The organism is Caulobacter sp. DWR3-1-2 (assembly GCF_049896225.1).
GTDB lineage: Bacteria > Pseudomonadota > Alphaproteobacteria > Caulobacterales > Caulobacteraceae > Caulobacter.
Genome location: NZ_JAFCTW010000011.1, coordinates 102,853 through 120,087, shown reverse-complemented (window position 1 = coordinate 120,087; position 17,235 = coordinate 102,853). Strand labels below are relative to the sequence as shown.

Annotated in this window: 14 protein-coding genes; 9 read left to right on the top strand and 5 right to left on the bottom strand. The window is 64.9% G+C overall.

The window, feature by feature from the left end; all coding sequences use genetic code 11:
- Nucleotides 1–47 precede the first annotated feature (47 nt).
- On the bottom strand, nt 48–3,377 hold the full coding sequence (locus ACP696_RS15620) for an autotransporter outer membrane beta-barrel domain-containing protein (protein ID WP_426011121.1): 3,330 nt from the start codon (nt 3,375–3,377) through the stop codon (nt 48–50).
- Between the two features lie 175 nt (nt 3,378–3,552).
- Between ACP696_RS15620 and ACP696_RS15615 the strand changes: the two genes are divergently transcribed.
- From ACP696_RS15615 to phoB, 6 genes are all read left to right on the top strand, one after another.
- Complete coding sequence (locus ACP696_RS15615) at nt 3,553–4,953, top strand: ATP-binding protein (protein ID WP_426044014.1); 1,401 nt, start codon at nt 3,553–3,555, stop codon at nt 4,951–4,953.
- Between the two features lie 515 nt (nt 4,954–5,468).
- Nucleotides 5,469–6,911 carry a phosphate ABC transporter permease subunit PstC gene (pstC, locus tag ACP696_RS15610; protein WP_426044013.1) on the top strand — a complete coding sequence of 481 codons (1,443 nt, stop codon included), beginning with the start codon at nt 5,469–5,471 and terminating at the stop codon, nt 6,909–6,911.
- Nucleotides 6,904–8,208 (top strand): phosphate ABC transporter permease PstA, encoded by a 1,305-nt coding sequence (pstA, locus tag ACP696_RS15605; protein WP_426011127.1) that lies wholly within the window; start codon nt 6,904–6,906, stop codon nt 8,206–8,208. Before pstC ends, pstA begins: the two co-directional genes overlap by 8 nt.
- A 149-nt stretch (nt 8,209–8,357) precedes the next feature.
- Complete coding sequence (pstB, locus tag ACP696_RS15600; protein ID WP_426011304.1) at nt 8,358–9,122, top strand: phosphate ABC transporter ATP-binding protein PstB; 765 nt, start codon at nt 8,358–8,360, stop codon at nt 9,120–9,122.
- 16 nt (nt 9,123–9,138) lie between these two features.
- Entirely contained in the window at nt 9,139–9,828 is a 690-nt protein-coding gene (gene phoU, locus ACP696_RS15595) for a phosphate signaling complex protein PhoU (protein ID WP_426011129.1), read from the top strand.
- 18 nt (nt 9,829–9,846) lie between these two features.
- The gene (phoB, locus tag ACP696_RS15590) at nt 9,847–10,539 is read left to right on the top strand and encodes a phosphate regulon transcriptional regulator PhoB (RefSeq protein WP_426011131.1); all 693 of its coding nucleotides are present in this window, start codon (nt 9,847–9,849) and stop codon (nt 10,537–10,539) included.
- A 50-nt stretch (nt 10,540–10,589) separates the two neighbouring features.
- Here the strand turns inward: phoB and ACP696_RS15585 are convergent, their stop codons facing one another.
- The 4 genes from ACP696_RS15585 to ACP696_RS15570 all read right to left on the bottom strand — a co-directional run bounded on the left by ACP696_RS15585 (nt 10,590) and on the right by ACP696_RS15570 (nt 13,176).
- Nucleotides 10,590–11,255: a hypothetical protein gene (locus tag ACP696_RS15585; RefSeq protein WP_426044012.1), complete on the bottom strand. Its 666-nt coding sequence runs from the start codon at nt 11,253–11,255 to the stop codon at nt 10,590–10,592.
- Nucleotides 11,252–12,292, bottom strand: coding sequence for a DUF262 domain-containing protein (locus ACP696_RS15580; RefSeq protein WP_426044011.1), 1,041 nt, complete (start codon nt 12,290–12,292; stop codon nt 11,252–11,254). The genes ACP696_RS15585 and ACP696_RS15580 overlap by 4 nt, the downstream gene beginning before the upstream one ends.
- A gap of 444 nt (nt 12,293–12,736) precedes the next feature.
- Nucleotides 12,737–12,904, bottom strand: coding sequence for a hypothetical protein (locus ACP696_RS15575; RefSeq protein ID WP_426044010.1), 168 nt, complete (start codon nt 12,902–12,904; stop codon nt 12,737–12,739).
- Between the two features lie 119 nt (nt 12,905–13,023).
- Nucleotides 13,024–13,176 (bottom strand): hypothetical protein, encoded by a 153-nt coding sequence (locus ACP696_RS15570; protein WP_426044009.1) that lies wholly within the window; start codon nt 13,174–13,176, stop codon nt 13,024–13,026.
- A 278-nt stretch (nt 13,177–13,454) separates the two neighbouring features.
- On the opposite strand from ACP696_RS15570, the gene purU reads away from it, so the two are divergent.
- From purU to ACP696_RS15555, 3 genes are all read left to right on the top strand, one after another.
- On the top strand, nt 13,455–14,324 hold the full coding sequence (gene purU, locus ACP696_RS15565) for a formyltetrahydrofolate deformylase (protein ID WP_426044008.1): 870 nt from the start codon (nt 13,455–13,457) through the stop codon (nt 14,322–14,324).
- A gap of 269 nt (nt 14,325–14,593) precedes the next feature.
- Nucleotides 14,594–15,880: a phosphoribosylamine--glycine ligase gene (gene purD, locus ACP696_RS15560; protein ID WP_426044007.1), complete on the top strand. Its 1,287-nt coding sequence runs from the start codon at nt 14,594–14,596 to the stop codon at nt 15,878–15,880.
- A 231-nt stretch (nt 15,881–16,111) separates the two neighbouring features.
- Nucleotides 16,112–17,191 (top strand): phosphotransferase, encoded by a 1,080-nt coding sequence (locus ACP696_RS15555; RefSeq protein ID WP_426011141.1) that lies wholly within the window; start codon nt 16,112–16,114, stop codon nt 17,189–17,191.
- Nucleotides 17,192–17,235: the final 44 nt, after the last annotated feature.

The window sequence follows — 17,235 nt, the reverse complement described above, 5'->3', positions numbered from 1 at the left end:
CAGAAGATTACAGCTCACGGCCTGACGCAGTCAGGTCGGGAAATGCTCTAGAACATCGCCCGGCCCGTAAGCTTCACATTGTAGCGCTTCTGCTTCTTGGCGGATTCGGCGTTGGCTTCGAGCGCCAAGTAGGACATCGGCGTTCCGGCCCGCAGAGCCAAGCCCACGGTCACGGCGCCCTGCTTTTCGTCCATGGCGGCCATGTGGAAAGGGTTCCCGCCATTGAAGCGGGCGACCGTGTCGCCGACGCTGCCAGCCAGCGTCTGGCGATAGCCGACCCGCACTTCCGGACGCCACCAGACGTCGCGGCCGAAATCGGCGCCAAAGGCCAGGCCGGCGTCGGCGGACAGGCTGCTGGAGTTACGCTGCTCGACGGTCAGGTTGAAACCATCGCCGTTGTCGGTGGTGGCCACGCCCGCGTTCTGGGCGCTGACCAGCTTTTCCGTTCGCTTGCCTTCTCGCAGGTACAGGTAGTCCAAGCGGGCCTCGGGACGCACGAAATAGCGCCCGAACTTGGTTTCGTAACCCGCGCCGGCAAAGGCGCTGAACGTCGCGCCGTTCCACTTGGCCGTATTCTTCCGCACCACGTCGGCGACGCCGTCGCCGTTGGCGTCGCCCGAGTTGAACACCCGGTCGCCATCGTACCAGCCATAGCCCCCGCCGCCGCCGACATTCATCCGCCAGCCGCCGATCGACCGGCGCCAGTAGGAGCCGAGCTGCACGAAGTTGCCCGTGGTCTGCTCGCCGACCTGGGCGGTGATGTCGTGTTCCTCGACGCTGATATAGGCCAGGGTCAGACCCAGCGCGCCGCCGGCGTCGCCCATGGCCTCATAGCCGCCAACGAAGCCGAAGGCCTGGGTGTCGGAGCCCTGGGTGTCGCCGGTGTCGCGGCGGATCAGGGTGTTGATTTCCTGCATCCAGATGCTGTCAGGACCGTAGCGGTCGCCGGGATCGGGACGGTAGCCGGTGGCGGCTGCGATCGATTGGTTGGCGTTCTGCAGCGCGGCGAAGAAGCCCTCGCCCTGGTCGGGCAGCATCTGGTTGTACAGGCTCAGGAAGCCGTCCTTGGTGTCCTTGCCCAGGAAGGAGCCGGAGATGCCGGTATCCTTGCCCACGGCGGCGAACACCGCATCATAGGCCGAGGCCTGGGCCTTGTTCATGCCGATGTCTGTGGCGCTCTTACGGTCAACGGTGAGATAGACGTTATTGCCATCCTTCGAGGGCGTGGCAACGTACAGATAGGGCGTATTGTCCAGCAATTCTAGCCCGATATCCCCGACGGTCAGCAAGCCGCCGGTGATCACTGTATAGGTCTTCTTCGTCGTCAGGAGGCTGGTCAGCCGCAGGCCCAGTTGTGCGCCCGAGTCGATTTTGACCGCGCCCGAGACGTTGATGTGGGTGTTGGCGCCAAGGCCGCCATTGGCGGTGGGGTCGACGGTAAAGACAACCTTGCTGTCCTTTTCCAGAGTCAGGTTAGAGGCGCTGATCGGGCCGGTATTGGTCAGGCCCAGGCTGCCATTGGTTATCTTGATCGCCAGATTGCCGTCGGTGTCGGAGAGCGCGCCCAGCACGACGCCGCCGCCGTTGATGTTCAGAGCGTCGGCGCCGGCGCCGAACGAGATGTCGCCGAACACCGTGCCGTTCTGGATGTTGAGGACGTCCGCGCCCGAACCGAAGCGGATCGCGCCGGCGATCGAGGGCGTCGTGGTCGTCGAGGTGGTGCTCGCCGTGGTGACGGTGTCGGTGCTGGCATAGGTGGTGGTCGTGGCGGAGGACGTCGGCGCGGTCTGGGTCAGGGTGACGCCGTTGGACGCGCTGAGGTCAAAGGCGATCGCCTTGCCCGTCGGCGTGACGACCGTCGTCACCGTCGTGCCGTCCTTCTTCGCGGTCGAGGCGGAAACCTGGGCGGAGATCGAGCCGGTATTGGTGATGGTCTTCAACGTGCCCGAGGTGTCGAGCACAGCGATGGCGTCGCCGGTGTCGCCGGCGTCGCCGATGCGGACCGCCGAGATGCCGCCGTTGTTGGTCAGGTTGGCCAGATTGGCCCCGGCGCCGATGACCAGGCCCCGCGCGTCACCGGTCACTCCCGAGCCCGCATAGGACGAACTGGCGGCGGTGATCGAACCCCGGTTCCAGAGCGAGGGGACCGCGGCGCCGGCGGTCAGGCTGACGCCCGTGGCGTTGGCTTCGCGCGCGGCGACGGTGACGCTGCCGTCAAAACGCGCGCCGCCGGTCAGGGTCGTGGCCTGGCCGGTTCCGCCGCCGATCTGGACGCCGGTGGCGGCGATCTTGTCATAGACGCCGCTGGCGGCGATCGAGCCCTTCGAGACCAGGCCATAGGCGTTGTCGGCCGCGCCGACCGCGCCGAGGGTGATGGCCTGAGTGTCCGAGCCGATCAGCAGGGCCGGCGCGCGCCCGAAGACGTTGAGCGCGGCCGTGCTCGCGGTCGATGACGAGATCACGCTCGTTGTGGTTGTCGTGCCGTCGACGACGGTCGAACCGGTTGGGCCGTTCAACAACACGCCGCCGGTCACGTTGCCGGCGACGCGAACAGCGGAGCCGCCTTGAAGCAGGTCTTCGGTGTCGAGCTTGCTGATGACGGCTTCAGTCGGGCGGTTTGTGTAGCGATAGCCGGTCGCGCTGATCGAGCCCTGCACGACGAAGGCGCCGCTGACGGCGCCGTCGAGCGCCACCGCCGTGCTGTTTTCGCCCAACACGGTGGTCGAGCCGCTCAGCGTGACGTTGCCCGTCACCGGCGCCGCGACGTGAACGCCATAGCTGTTATCGCCCGTGAGCGCGACGGAACCGCCGAGCTTCAGGTTGCCGACCAGGCCGGTCTCCAGCGAGACGCCCGCCGAATTGTTACCCTCGACGATGATCGAGCCGGTGCCGTCCTGGACGATATTGCCGGTAAAGACGCCCGGACCCATCAAGCGGATGCCGTAGTGGCGCTTGACGTTGGCGAACGGGCCGTCGAGGTCGCCGTCGGGCGCGGCGACGCCGGCCGCCGTCTTGTCGTCGTCTGTGGGGGTGTAGTCCTCGGTCAGGCTGATCGCCAGCGAGTTGGTCACCGTGCCGGTATTGCCGCCGCGGATCTCGATCCCGGTGGTGTCGTCCAGATTGACCGTCGCCAGCGTGCCGGCGTTGGTGACCTTGTTGTTGCTGTTCAGCAGGATGAGCGGGCCGGTCCCGGCGGTCGTCTTGATCGAGCCGGCGGCGTCGATCTTGACGTCGTCGGGGGCGCCCGCCGTCGTCGCCGTCGCCGTGGCGATCGGCGTCGTACGGGCCGTGTTGACGACGGTCTCAGCATAAGCGCCGAACGCCATGGCCAGGAGAGGAGCGGTTGCGACTGTCGCGACCAGGACCTTGCGCTGCATTACGAACGACACCTCGGAGAGAAACCAGACCCCAGATTGCGGCACGTTGCGGCGAAATTGCGGTGCTTCCGCCAACGTCGTGCTTCTTGAGCGTTTGACGGTCTATCGCAAGCCACCCCAGGGCGCCATATCTGGTTCGACGAATCCGTCTTTCCACAGAAATCGAGACTGCCGCATGCCGATGGCCTCGCCGCGACCGCCGACCCGTTCGGGCGGGTCCACCCCTATGCCACTGGGTTTGTGGGCGGCGGTGCTGATCGGTCCCGGGGCCTTGCTGGGCTTGGGCTTGACCGGCGGCGCCAATGCCACGGGCGCGATCGTCGCCGGGCTGGCCAGCGGTGGGGCCGGCCTTCTGCTGGCGCGTCGAGCCCGCCGATACGCCGCCGATCCGATCGCGCCCGCCCCGGCGCCGGCGGTCGTCGATCGCCCGCCGCCCTTCGCCCTGATTCTCGAAACCTTGCCCGATCCGCTGATGGTCATCGCCGCCGAGGAGGCCGACGATCTGACCGGCAGGCGCTTCGTGTTCGCCAACGCCGCCGCCCGCGAGCTTTTCAAGCTGCAGCCGCGCGGCGGGCTGCTGGTCTCGGCGGTGCGAAATCCCCAGGTGCTGGAGGCGGTGGACGAGAGCCTGTTCGGCGGGTTGCGGCGCTCGGTCGACTATGTGGGCGGCGGAGCCCAGGGCCGCGAATGGGTGGCCCATAGCGCGCCGCTGGGCCTGGACGAACGCGGCTCGCGCCTGGCCCTGCTGGTGCTCAGCGACGAGACCGACACCCGCCGCAGCGAGCGCACCCGCGCCGACTTCCTGGCCAATGCCAGCCACGAGTTGCGCACGCCCCTGGCCTCACTGTCGGGCTTCATCGAGACCCTGCGCGGCCACGCCAAGGACGATGTGGGGGCGCGCGACAAGTTCCTGGGCATCATGCAGGCCCAGGCCGAGCGGATGGCCCGGCTGATCGACGACCTGATGAGCCTGTCGCGGATCGAGCTGAACGAGCACATCGCCCCGCATGGCCAGGTCGACCTGGCCATGGCCACCATCGACGTGCTCGACGCCCTGGGTCCGCAGGCCAAGGTCAAGGCCGTGGGCTTTGACCCCGTTCTGCCGCCGCGCGGCGCGGCGGTGGTCGAGGGCGACCGCGACCAGATCGTCCAGGTGATCCAAAACCTGGTCGACAACGCCATCAAATATACCCCGCGCGATGGCGTGGTGCGGGTCGAGATCCACTCGGGCCTGACCGCCGACATGGCGGCGGCGGCGCGCGACCCGGCCGGCGCCCGGATGTCGCTGCTGACCCCCGACCACGCAGAAGGCGAGCGCTACGCCTCGCTGAGGGTCACTGACAAGGGGCCGGGCATGCTGCGCGAGCACCTGCCGCGTCTGACTGAACGCTTCTACCGCGTCGAGGGCCAAAAGAGCGGCGACCGCTCGGGCACCGGCCTGGGCCTGGCCATCGTCAAGCACATCATGAACCGCCACCGCGGGGGGATGATCGTCGAAAGCGTCCATGGCGCGGGGGCGACGTTCGGGGTCTATTTCCCGGTGGCCAAGGGGGCTGGTCGCGCACAGGGACGTTGAAGCGCGCTCGGCATGTGGGGCGGAGGCGGAGGCGGACGCGGGATGCGACGCCCCTGTCTCGTCGTCGCGGTTGACCGGCGGAGCCTGCGCCTTCACTCAGCGTGGTGTCGGAGGGAAAGGGCGCGCTGCATCGCGGCGATCCGACCGTTCAGTTTGTCGTTCATTCGCAACGCGCCGGCCGAGACCGGGGCGGAAGCCGCCTATATGGTGGAGCTCTGGGCGGTTTCCTCAACGGACCGGTTCTTCGTGGACGGGCCGAAGGCGTGGTTGACCTTCGAAGGGCCAAAAAGAAAGGCGCCAAGCCTGTTGCGGATTGAACTGAACGGGGACGGGGCGGTCGCGCGAAGACTGCCTGGCTAAGTCTTGATTCGGGGACTGAACCTGAAGGCCCCGCGCTGTCGCAAAACCGTCACGCAACCGTCGCATAAGGTCAGTGCCCGCGCGGCATAGATCGCCCCGGGCGGTACGGCGCGTTGGGCGCCGCACCGCAACCCTCGCGCAAGACCTCTTCACGCATGCTGACCTGGCTCTCGCTCTTTTTCCTCGCCCTGTTCTCCAGCGCGGCCTTCATGGCCGGCCGCAGCCGGGCGCTGAAGTCCGCCGGCGGCTCGCCCGCCCGTCTCCATTCGCTGCCCAACTATTACGGAATGTACGCCGCCCTCTGGGCCGGCGCGCCGGCCGCCCTGCTGCTGCTGCTGGGCGCCGCCTTCGGAGGCCGGGTCGAGGACAGCATGCTGCAGGCCCAGCGGCCCGCAGTCGTCCAAACCCTGACACCCGATCGTCAAGACGTGTTCTTCAGCGATGTCACGGCCATCGCCGCCGGCATAACGCCCAGTGAAGTGACCTATGAGGGTCCGCTGAAGGTTGCGCTGGACGCCAAGATCGTCGAGGCCAAGCGGATCACCGGCATCGTCAGCTACTCGGTCCTGGGCTTGGCCGGCCTGCTGGCCCTGGCCGGCTTCCTGCTGGCCCACCCCCGGATCAACAGCGAATTCCGCGCCCGAAACCGGGTCGAGGGCTGGATCTCCGGCGTGCTGATCGCCTGCTCGGTCGCCGCCGTGCTGACCACGCTCGGCATCGTCATGTCGCTGATCTACGAAAGCTGGCGGTTCTTCGAGAGCGTGTCGCCGCTAAGCTTCCTGTTCGGCACCGAATGGGCCCCGCAGATCGCCATGCGCGCCGACCAGGTGGCCTCGTCCGGCGCCTTCGGAGCCGTCCCGCTGTTCGCCGGCACCTTCCTCGTGATGATGATCGCCATGCTGGTGGCCGCGCCGATCGGCCTCTACTCGGCGATCTACCTGTCGGAATACGCCAATCGCGGCCTGCGCTCGACGATCAAGCCGCTGCTGGAGATCCTGGCCGGCGTGCCGACCGTGGTCTACGGCTTCTTCGCCGCCCTCACCGTGGGTCCGTTGTTCCGCGCCTTCTTCAACGGCATCGGCGCCAGCATCGCCGGCGGTCCGATGGATGGCCTGGCGCAGTACCTGATGCAGGTTCAGAACCAGATGGCCCTGGTGGCCGGGGTGGTGATGGGCATCATGCTGATCCCCTTTGTCTCCTCCCTCTCGGACGACATCATCAATTCGGTGCCCCAGTCGCTTCGCGACGGCAGCTACGCCATGGGCGCGACCAAGTCCGAGACCGTCAAGCGGGTGGTCCTGCCCGCCGCCCTGCCGGGGATCATGGCCGCCATGCTGCTGGCCGTGTCGCGCGCTGTCGGCGAGACCATGATCGTCACCATGGCCGCCGGCCTGCAGGCCAAGCTGACCGCCAATCCGCTGGACACCGTCACCACCGTGACCGTTCAGATCGTCACCTTGCTGACCGGCGACCAGGAGTTCGACAGTCCGAAAACCCTGTCGGCCTTCGGTCTGGGTCTGACCCTGTTCGTGGTCACCCTGTGCCTGAACATCATCGCCCTGCGCATCGTCCAGAAGTACCGGGAACAATATGACTGACGCAGTTATCTCCCCCGGCGCGCCAGCCCCCCGGGCGGTCTCACTCTCGGCGCGCGACGCGCTGCTGAAGAAACGCCACCGCTCGGAAACCATCTTCCGCGTCCAGGGCATCGCGGCGATCGTCATCGCCATGATCTTCCTGGTGGTGCTGGTCGGCCGGATCGTGGCCCAGGGCTATTCTACCTTCGAGACCCACACCCTGACGGTGCCGATCTATCTGAACGCCGAGCGCATCGACGTGAACGCGCTGGAAGGCGTCAACTACGACTACATCGTCGCCGAGGCGATGATGAAGAAGCTGGGCGTGCAGGACGACGACCTGGGCATGACGTCGGGCAAGATCATGGCCCTGACCTCGCGCGACTTCGGCAACCAGCTGCTGCAGATGGTCAGGAAGGATCATTCGCTGATCGGCAAGACGGTCAATGTGACCGGCTCGGTCAAGGCCGACGCCGACCTCTACTACAAGGGCGAGATCAAGCGTTCGACCGCCGAAGGCGACCGCAAGCTCGACAACCAACAGCTGGACTGGCTGGACCGCCTGAAGAACGACGGCACGGTCAAGACCGGCTTCAACACCAAGTTCTTCACCAATTCCGACTCCACCGAGCCTGAACAGGCCGGGGTCTGGGGGGCGGTGATTGGCTCGGCCATGATGCTGGTGATCACCGCGATGATCGCCATCCCGGTGGGCGTGATGGCGGCGGTCTATCTCGAGGAATTCGCGCCCAAAAACCGTTGGACCGACGTCATCGAGGTCAACATCAACAATCTGGCCGCCGTGCCGTCCATCGTCTACGGCCTGCTGGGCCTGGCCCTGTTCATCAACTGGCTGCACGTGCCGCGGGGTTCGCCGCTGGTCGGCGGCCTGGTGATGGCCCTGATGGCCCTGCCGACCGTGATCATCGCCACCCGCTCCTCGCTGAAGGCTGTGCCGCCCTCGATCCGCGAAGCCGCCCTTGGCGTCGGCGCCTCCAAGGCCCAGACCGTCTTCCACCATGTGCTGCCGCTGGCCATGCCCGGCGTGATGACCGGCGCCATTCTGTCGCTAGCCCATGCCCTGGGCGAGACCGCGCCGCTGCTGATGATCGGCATGGTCGCCTTCGTGCCCGGCGCGCCGGAGAACTTCACCAGCTCGGCCACAGTCCTGCCAGTGCAGGTCTATATCTGGGAGAACGCTTCGGAGCGCGCCTTCCACGAACGCACCGCTGCGGCGATCATCGTGCTGCTGGTGTTCATGATCGTCATGAACGCCGCCGCCGTGATCCTGCGTCGCCGCTTCGAACGCCGGTGGTAGCTTCCATGACCTTGAACCCTCTCGCCTTTCCCCTTTCCAAGGGCCACGCCATGCCGACCGAAAACCGCGACGACACCCTTGCCGCTTCCCAGGCTCAAGGCGGGGCGTCGAGCTTGGCCTCGGTGATCCCCACCGGCCCCGGCAATGCGATGAGCAGCGACTTCAAGATCCGGGCCCGCGACGTCAATGTCTTCTACGGCGACAAGCAGGCGCTGTTCGACGTCAGCCTCGACGTGCCGGCCAAGTCGGTCACCGCCTTCATCGGCCCGTCGGGCTGCGGTAAGTCGACCTTCCTGCGCTGCATCAACCGGATGAACGACACCATCCCGTCGGCCAGGGTCACCGGCTCGATCGAGATCGACGGCAATGACGTCAACGCCAAGAGCGTCGATCCGGTGGTGCTGCGCTCGCGGGTCGGCATGGTCTTCCAGAAGCCCAACCCCTTCCCCAAGACGATCTTCGAGAACGTCGCCTACGGTCCCAGGATTCATGGCCTGGCCACGAGCAAGGCCGAGCTGGAAGCCATCGTCGAGGCCAGCCTGAAAAAGGCGGGTCTGTGGGCCGAGGTCTCCGACCGCCTCCACCAGGCCGGCACCGGCCTGTCGGGCGGTCAGCAGCAGCGCCTGGTCATCGCCCGGGCCATCGCCGTGTCGCCGGAAGTGATCTTGATGGACGAGCCCTGCTCGGCCCTGGACCCGATCGCCACCGCCCGCATCGAGGAACTGATCGACGACCTGCGCAACCAGTTCTGCATCGTCATCGTCACCCACTCGATGGCCCAGGCCGCTCGCGTGTCGCAGAAGACGGCCTTCTTCCACCTGGGCAAGCTGGTCGAGAGCGGTCCGACCGAGGAGATGTTCACCAATCCTCGTGACACCCGCACGCAAGATTACATCACCGGCCGCTTCGGCTGACCGGAGGACGCATCCCATGACCGAACATACCGTCAAGTCCTACGGCGAAGAGCTGAACCACCTCACGGCCGAGGTCACCCGCATGGGGGGCTTGGCCGAGGCCCAGGTGGCCGACGCCATCGACTGCATCGCCCGCCGCGACGGCCCCCTGGCCCAGCAGGTGGTGGCCCGCGACGAGCGGCTCGACATCCTGCAGGCCGAGATCGAGCGCAAGGCCTTCAAGCTGATCGCCCTGCGCCAGCCGATGGCGGTCGATCTGCGCCACGCCGTCGCCGCCCTGAAGATCTCGATGAGCCTGGAACGCTGCGGCGACATGGCCAAGAACATCGGCAAGCGCGCCCTGATCCTCACCGAAGCCGACCCGATGACCGCCCTGACCCGCTCGATCGAGCGCATGGGCCACCTGGTCCAGGGCCGGCTGAAGGACGTGCTGGACGCCTACACCTCGTCGGACCTGCCGCGCGCCATCGGCGTCTGGGGCCGCGACGAAGAGGTCGACGAGCACTACAACGCCATCTTCCGCGAACTGCTGACCTACATGATGGGCGATCCGCGGACGATCAATCCGTGCGCCCACCTGCTGTTCGTCGCCAAGAACCTCGAGCGCATCGGCGACCACGCCACCAACATCGCCGAGATCATCCATTTCGAGCTGACCGGCGAGGAGATCATCTCCCAGCGCCCCAAGCTCGAGCTGTCGAAGTAATCATAGGGTAGGCGCAAAGTGACTCCGTACGTTCTGGTGGTCGAAGACGAAGACGCCCTGGCCACCCTGCTGCACTACAATCTCGACAAGGAAGGCTATCTCGTCGGCGTGGCCTGCGACGGCGAGGAGGCCCTGACCATGGCCTCCGAGCGCGCCCCCGACCTGGTGATCCTCGACTGGATGCTGCCCAAGGTCTCGGGCATCGAGGTCTGCCGCCGCCTTCGCGGCCGCAGCGAAACCCGCAACGTGCCGATCATCATGCTGACGGCGCGCGGCGAGGAGAGCGACCGCATTCGCGGCCTCGACACCGGGGCCGACGACTATGTGGTCAAGCCGTTCTCGATGATCGAGCTGACCGCCCGCGTGCGCGCCGTGCTGCGCCGTATCCGCCCCGGCCTGGCCGACGACCGCATCACGGTCGGCGACATCATCATCGACCGCGTCGCCCACCGCGTGAAACGCCAGGGCAAGGAAGTCCACCTGGGCCCCACCGAATTCCGCCTGCTCGACTACCTGATGCAGCACCCCGGCCGGGTTTTCAGCCGCGAACAGCTGCTGGACGCCGTCTGGGGCTCGGACGTCTATGTCGAGGCCCGCACCGTGGACGTCCACATCGGCCGCCTGCGCAAGGCGCTGAACGGGGACGTGGACGGGGATCCGATCCGCACCGTGCGTTCGGCGGGTTATTCGTTGGATCTGGACGCGGCGTAAGGGCGGCGGATCAGGATCAGGCCAGGCGTCGCTGCGCAACTATGTGGGCATCATGCAGCCCGGACATACCGTCGGCCTGTGCAGTAGTCCTCCATGTGCAATTTGAAGCGCAGAAGTTCAGCGTCCGCCGCGTCGTAGACCCTTTGCATTTCGGTAAGGTCGTAGCGCTCGCCAACTTGGCTGGCGGCTTCCCGGCCATGCGCGACCGCATTTCGACGCTCTCTCAAAGTCGCTAACCGTCCCCGATTAGCACCAACGACGGCGTAAGGAGTGGCTCCGAATAAGGTGCATACCCACTCTAATGTTCCACCGTCAACATTCTGAAGATATTTTGCGAGATGGTTATCTCCCATAACAAGTGGCGCATCGCTCAATGATGCTTGAAACATTGCTATGGAAGACTCAAATACTGACGAATACGAACAGTCTTTGACAGATTGTACTTTAGAAAAATGGAATACAGCGTGAAGCGACGGCGCCGATTCTATACTTTTGGGTCCGTGACTGGATATTTCTTGCAATGCAGCTTCAACCACTGCGTTCACGCCTCGTTCGAAGGCGGCATATAAAGACACCAGCCATAGTCCGCGTTGTGCCTTCTGAAGATCGTCGAGCGGCGTCCTGCCCATCGGTGCGATGGCGCGAAGATGGGCGAGGAGCGTGGCGGACTCTGTTAGGCGCTCTCTTGCCTCCTCTTCAGCGCTTGCAAAAGTCATCCCACAACGTGCTCAGCGACGTAGTTAATTCGACCAACAAGCTTGGGTTGACTGTTCGTTGCTCCTGTTGTTAGCGCTTTAAGTCCGTCATCATCCAAGATATCCAGAAGCCTTCCTCGGTCTATCGCCTTTCCATCGTTGATTAAATCCGCAACCCCCACGGCAACGGCTTCAAACAATACCAATGGAGTCGAATTTGGTCTGTTTGCGCGAACAATACCATTCGGTAGGTATTCTGTAAGAATAACCATCGTGCGATCAAAAAGAGAAGATAATTCAGCTTTATTGTGAAATGATCGAGTTTTTAGTTCCATATATTCGTTAAGAAATTCCTTAACGGAGTGACTAAACTTTTGTCTATATTCGAAATATGCAAAGAACTTAAGAGTTAGTTCCTCTAAGTTTCCTCTTCCGGTCTTGTCGCTTCGCCTAATTACCGCATCTAATCTTTTGTCACTCGCACTTTGCTTGACAAAATCGTTGAATGGGCCTTGGAAAACACAATTTCTTATTTCTTGCTCGTGAAGAATAATCCCGCCTGTGTTCAGGCGCTCGAAAAGATCAAACCGTACCTGATGATCGCTTCGATCGTTAAGGACGGTGACTCTTACCGGCCGTGTCATGAAACTGAGCTTCAAATTACCCGGAAGGTCCGAAAACGAGGCACCGTTCAGTGAAGGGATTTTTGCCAAACCTTTTAGTTTCAATATGCCGGTTTGCTCTTCCGCCGCTGCATTGCTATTAGAGGCAAAATTAATGAGGGTCGTTAGCCTTTGAAGACCGTCTATTACCTCCCAAGTCGAGTCCTCATTGGTTGCCATGAATAGGCTGGGAATCGGTATTCCGAGGAAAATTGATTCTACTAGGTGTGATTGCCGAACATCGTCCCAAACAAAGCGGCGCTGGTAGTCAGGGGCGATGTTTAGTTGTTTCTCGCCAACCATATCGATCAGCTGCTTTACCGTAATGTCGTAGCTATCAAAGCCAACATTTCGACGCTCGGCGCGCATTTCATCCGCTGCCTTTGTGAGGTTCATCTCAGCATCCTATCTGTTGGCTCTCGCCGCTTGGCCGCATCGCAGAGGAAGCCTTGAGCGGTAAGTTCGTGTTGCGTCAGCGACTCTGGACCAGTTCGCCAATGAGTTACAATCTTCAACCATCCTGGAAGGGTCGCCGCGTTTGTCGGCGCTCCCACTTAAGGAAAAGCCCTCCCATCTCACATCTGAAACGCTAGCTGGCGCTAAACCATCCGCCCCGGATGGGGCCGCGCCTTAAAGCCTTGGTGGATCGGAGCTCTGGCGTCTGGCCGTGTCAAGGACGCCCCGCTGGGGCCGCCGCGGCGCGGCCGGCCGGAGGCCGGTCCTTGACACGGCCAGACGCCAGAGCAAGCTCGCCATCAAGGTTTTAAGGCGCGGCCTCGCCGACGCGGGCGGTTCGGGAAGGGGCTGGGCGGTTCAAGTCTCGGCCCCCCGATCGTGTCGCTATTTCGAAACCAGATCCTGCCGCGAGGCCAGGAAGGCCGCCCGCTCGGCCTCGGTCATCACCTTAGCGCTCTTGCGCCGCGCCACCTTCGGCGTGGGCCGGGCATAGGCCTTGGCCGGGGCGGAGGCGGGCTTGAGGTCGGCCAGGCGTTTAATGGGGGGCTTCATGGATTTCCCGAGGTCGGCGGCGTCGCGATCCGGTGAAGACTACGCGACAGCCTGTGACGATCCCATGACCAACTTGTCGAAGCCGCGAAAAGGGCGGCCGCTACAGCCGCCCCTCCACGTCACGCGTGTTCCAGTGTCTTGATCTGCGGCTGGTGGGCGTCCGGCGGCGTATCGGGGTCGGCCGTCAGCGCGACCGCCTCGGCGAAGCCCAGATATTCGGCCGCGACGGCGGGCGGCAGCACCTCGACCGGCCCGCTGTTCTCGATCCACACCTCGACCGAGACGCCGCGTTAAACTCGACCGCCAGGCACCAGGTCGAAGGGCTCCTGGCCAATGGCCTCGAGCGCCGCCTGGCCATTGTCGGCGATCGCGACGCGTTTTCCTGGTGTATGATCCATGAGGACAATGGTTGTTGCCGCGCGCGACCCAGGTCGACTAGAGCAAGCCGCGCGATATAGGAATCGCACGGTTTGCTCTAGACTTTTGTTTTCGCATCGCTTTTGCGGAAAACCGGTGGCCACTTTTCCGCGCGATGCTCTAGGACCGTGTCATGAACGACCAGACCGCCGCCGACCGCTATATACTGATCCTGCAATGCCCTGATCGTAAGGGCGTCGTGGCGGCCGTGTCCGGCTTCTTGGCCGATAACGACGCCTCTATCGTCGAGAGCAGCCACTTCAACGACAGCTTGGCCGACCAGTTCTACATGCGCACGGTGTTCCGTCCCGACGGCGACATGCCGGGGATCGGCGCGCTGCGCCAGGGCTTCGAGCTGATCGCCAAACGCTTCGGCATGATCTGGGCCCTGCACGACACGGGCGCCAAGCCCAAGGTGCTGATCGCGGTCTCCAAGTTTGGCCACTGCCTGTTCGACCTGCTGCACCGCTGGCGAGCGGGCCTGCTGCCGGTCGAGATCGTCGGCGTGGTCTCCAACCACGAGGACATGCGCTCGTTCACCGAGTGGAGCGGACTGCCCTATTTCCACCTCCCGACCACCAAGACCAACAAGGCCGAACAGGAAGACGCCTTGCTCAAGCTCGTCGACGACCTGGCCGTCGATCTGGTGGTGCTGGCCCGCTACATGCAGATCCTGTCGCCCGCCCTTTGTGCGAGGCTGTCGGGGCGGTGCATCAACATTCACCACTCGTTCCTCCCCAGCTTCAAGGGCGCCAAACCCTACCACCAAGCCTTCGAGCGCGGCGTGAAGATCATCGGGGCCACGGCCCACTATGTGACCACCGACCTGGACGAGGGCCCGATCATCGAACAGGGCGTCCATCGTGTGGACCACAGCCACGCGCCCGACGACCTGGTCACGCTGGGCCGTGACGTAGAGTGCGCCGTCCTGGCCCGCGCCGTGACCTGGCACGTCGAGCACCGGGTGCTGATCGCCGGGGTGAAGACGGTGGTGTTCGCCTAGGGAGACGGCGCGGCGGCTGGGCGTGGCAGCCAGGCGCCGCGGTTGTGGATTTCCGTCGCCATAGCCATTCTGCTGCGATGAAGCGCCAAATTCTCAATACGCCCTTACGCCGCAACCGCCGCAACAGGTCGTCCCGATAGGTTCGGCTGGTCACCACCTCGCCGCCGCTCTCCATCACCAGCCGCCAGACCCCGGGGGGGGCGCGCCTCCAGGCTCTGCAGTCAGCGCGGCCTTGACCTCGTGGCCCTCTGGTTCCACACCCCGGCCTCATGGAAAAGCTGACCATTCTGCTCGTCGGGTCGGGCGGGCGCGAGCACGCCCTGGCCTGGAAGATCGCTCAGTCGCCGCTGTGCGGACGGCTGGTGGCCGCGCCGGGCAATCCGGGGATCGAGGCCGTCGCCGAGCTGCGAAACCTCAAGGTCACCGATGTCGAGGGCCTGGTCGCCCTGGCCCAGGAGATCGCCGCCGACCTGGTGGTCGTGGGCCCGGAATCGGCGCTGGAGGTCGGTTTGGCCGACCGGCTGGCCGAGATTGGCGTCCCCTGTTTCGGCGGTAGCGCCCGGGCGGCGCGGTTGGAGACGTCCAAGGCCTTCACCAAGGATTTCTGCGCCCGCCACGGCTTGCCCACGGCGGCCTATGGGGTGTTCACCGACGCGGTCTCGGCCGGGACGTTTCTCGACACCCTGGCCCCGCCGTTCGTCATCAAGGCCGACGGCCTGGCGGCCGGCAAGGGCGTGGTGATCGCCGCCGATCGTACCGAGGCCGGCGCCGCCGTGCTCGACATGCTGGGCGGCCGCTTCGGCTCGGCCGGGACGCGGGTGGTGATCGAGGAATTCATGCACGGCGAGGAGGCCTCGCTGTTCGCCATCTGCGACGGCAGGACCGCCCTGTTGTTCGGCGCGGCCCAGGACCATAAGCGGGCCTATGACGGCGATACGGGCCCCAATACCGGCGGCATGGGGACCTATTCCCCACCGCCCGTGCTGACCGACGCCCTGGTCGAGCAAGCCTGGCGTGAGTTGGTCGTCCCGACCGTCGAGGGCATGGCCGCGGAGGGCTATCCCTATGTCGGCGTGCTCTATGCCGGGCTGATGCTCACCGAGACGGGCCCCAAGCTGGTCGAATACAACGCCCGTTTCGGCGATCCCGAATGCCAGACCCTGATGCTGCGGCTGGAAAGCGACCTCGTGCCGCTGTTGCTGGCCGCCGCTAAGGGCGAGCTGGCGGGCGCCGCCCCGCCGGTCTGGCGCGAGGAGGCGGCAATCTGCGTAGTGCTGGCCGCCGAGGGCTATCCCGAAGCGCCAGTGTCCGGCGGTCTGATCCAGGGCGCCGACAGCGAATTTGGCGGCGAGGCCGTGATCTTCCACGCCGGCACGACGCGCGACGCGGACGGCCGGCTGGTGGCGTCCGGCGGCCGGGTGCTGAATGTCTGCGCCTTGGGCGCGACGCTGCATGAGGCGCGGGATGTGGCCTATGCAGCGCTGGGCACGGTGTCGCTGGAGGGCGGTTTCTATCGCACCGACATCGGCTGGCGGGCGCTGAGCCAGCATTCCTGACCGCCGAGCCTGCAGACGGGGACAGGCGCATGCGCCTGTCCCCGTCTCTAGAGCATTTCCCGACCTGACTGCGTCATGCCGTGAGCTCTAATCTTTTGTTTTGACGCATTTTTCTTCACGCGAACCGGAACCACTTCGCTCGAAAAATGCTCTAGACGCCGCTTATCCAAGCTTGCACCCACGGCGCCACCCTCTAAACTCCGGTTCAAACAAGCGTTGGGGAGTTAGCGCATGGCCGTGGCCGAACAGACCGCCCAGGACCTGAACTCGGGGACCAAGCCCGTCGATCCGCGCCACGCCATCGACGAGGTCCGGCTGGCGACCTGGCTGGAGGCCAATGTCGCGGGCTATCAGGGTCCGCTGGAGGTCCGCCAGTTCAAGGGCGGCCAATCCAACCCGACCTATCAGTTGATCACGCCTGCGAAGAAGTACGTCCTGCGCCGCAAGCCGCCCGGCAAGCTCTTGCCCAGCGCCCACGCCGTCGACCGCGAGTTCAAGGTGATCTCGGGCCTGGGCAAGGCCAAGTTCCCGGTCGCCAAGGCCTACGCCCTCTGCATGGACGAGGCGGTGATCGGCACGATCTTCTACGTGATGGACAATGTGGAAGGCCGGATCCTGTGGGACGGCACGCTGCCCGACTACCAGCCCGCCGAGCGCCGGGCGATCTATGAGGCGCAGATCGAGACCCTGGCCGCCTTGCACACTATCGACTACGCAGCCGTCGGCCTGGCCGACTACGGCAAGCCGGGAAACTACTTCACCCGCCAGATCGACCGCTGGACCAAGCAGTACAAGGCCAGCGAAACCCGTTCGATCGAGGACATGGACCGGCTGATCGCCTTCCTGCCGACCAGCGCCCCGGCCGACGACATGACCTCGATCGTCCATGGCGATTATCGCCTCGACAACATGATCCTGCACCCCACGCAGCCCCGAGTGATCGCGGTGTTGGACTGGGAGCTGTCGACCCTGGGCAACCCGCTGGCCGATTTCAGCTATTTCCTGATGAACTGGGTGATGCCGTCCGACCAGCGGGGCGGCCTGGCCGAGATCCAGGACCTGACCGCCTATGGCGTGCCGACCATCGACGAGGCCGTCGCCCAATACTGCAAGGCCACGGGCCGCGACGGCCTGCCGAACCTCGATTGGTATTTCAGCTACAATCTGTTCCGGCTGGCGGGGATCTGCCAGGGCATCGTCGGGCGGGTGCGCGACGGCACGGCGGCCAGCGCCCATGCGGAACTGATGGAGGCCCGGGTGCCGGTGCTGGCGCGCGGCGCGTGGGCGTTCGCGCAGAAGGCGGGGGCCTAAAAACAGGATCGGTGGGGGGATTTTTAGGGTCTTCGATCCGGGTT

Bases quoted from the DNA above. Each gene is read 5' to 3' on its own strand.
- ACP696_RS15620 (WP_426011121.1), bottom strand. From the start codon at position 3,377: ATGCAGCGCAAGGTCCTGGTCGCGACAGTCGCAACCGCTCCTCTCCTG.
- ACP696_RS15615 (WP_426044014.1), top strand. From the start codon at position 3,553: ATGCCGATGGCCTCGCCGCGACCGCCGACCCGTTCGGGCGGGTCCACC.
- pstC (WP_426044013.1), top strand. From the start codon at position 5,469: ATGCTGACCTGGCTCTCGCTCTTTTTCCTCGCCCTGTTCTCCAGCGCG.
- pstA (WP_426011127.1), top strand. From the start codon at position 6,904: ATGACTGACGCAGTTATCTCCCCCGGCGCGCCAGCCCCCCGGGCGGTC.
- pstB (WP_426011304.1), top strand. From the start codon at position 8,358: ATGAGCAGCGACTTCAAGATCCGGGCCCGCGACGTCAATGTCTTCTAC.
- phoU (WP_426011129.1), top strand. From the start codon at position 9,139: ATGACCGAACATACCGTCAAGTCCTACGGCGAAGAGCTGAACCACCTC.
- ACP696_RS15585 (WP_426044012.1), bottom strand. From the start codon at position 11,255: ATGACTTTTGCAAGCGCTGAAGAGGAGGCAAGAGAGCGCCTAACAGAG.
- ACP696_RS15580 (WP_426044011.1), bottom strand. From the start codon at position 12,292: ATGAACCTCACAAAGGCAGCGGATGAAATGCGCGCCGAGCGTCGAAAT.
- ACP696_RS15575 (WP_426044010.1), bottom strand. From the start codon at position 12,904: ATGAAGCCCCCCATTAAACGCCTGGCCGACCTCAAGCCCGCCTCCGCC.
- purU (WP_426044008.1), top strand. From the start codon at position 13,455: ATGAACGACCAGACCGCCGCCGACCGCTATATACTGATCCTGCAATGC.
- purD (WP_426044007.1), top strand. From the start codon at position 14,594: ATGGAAAAGCTGACCATTCTGCTCGTCGGGTCGGGCGGGCGCGAGCAC.
- ACP696_RS15555 (WP_426011141.1), top strand. From the start codon at position 16,112: ATGGCCGTGGCCGAACAGACCGCCCAGGACCTGAACTCGGGGACCAAG.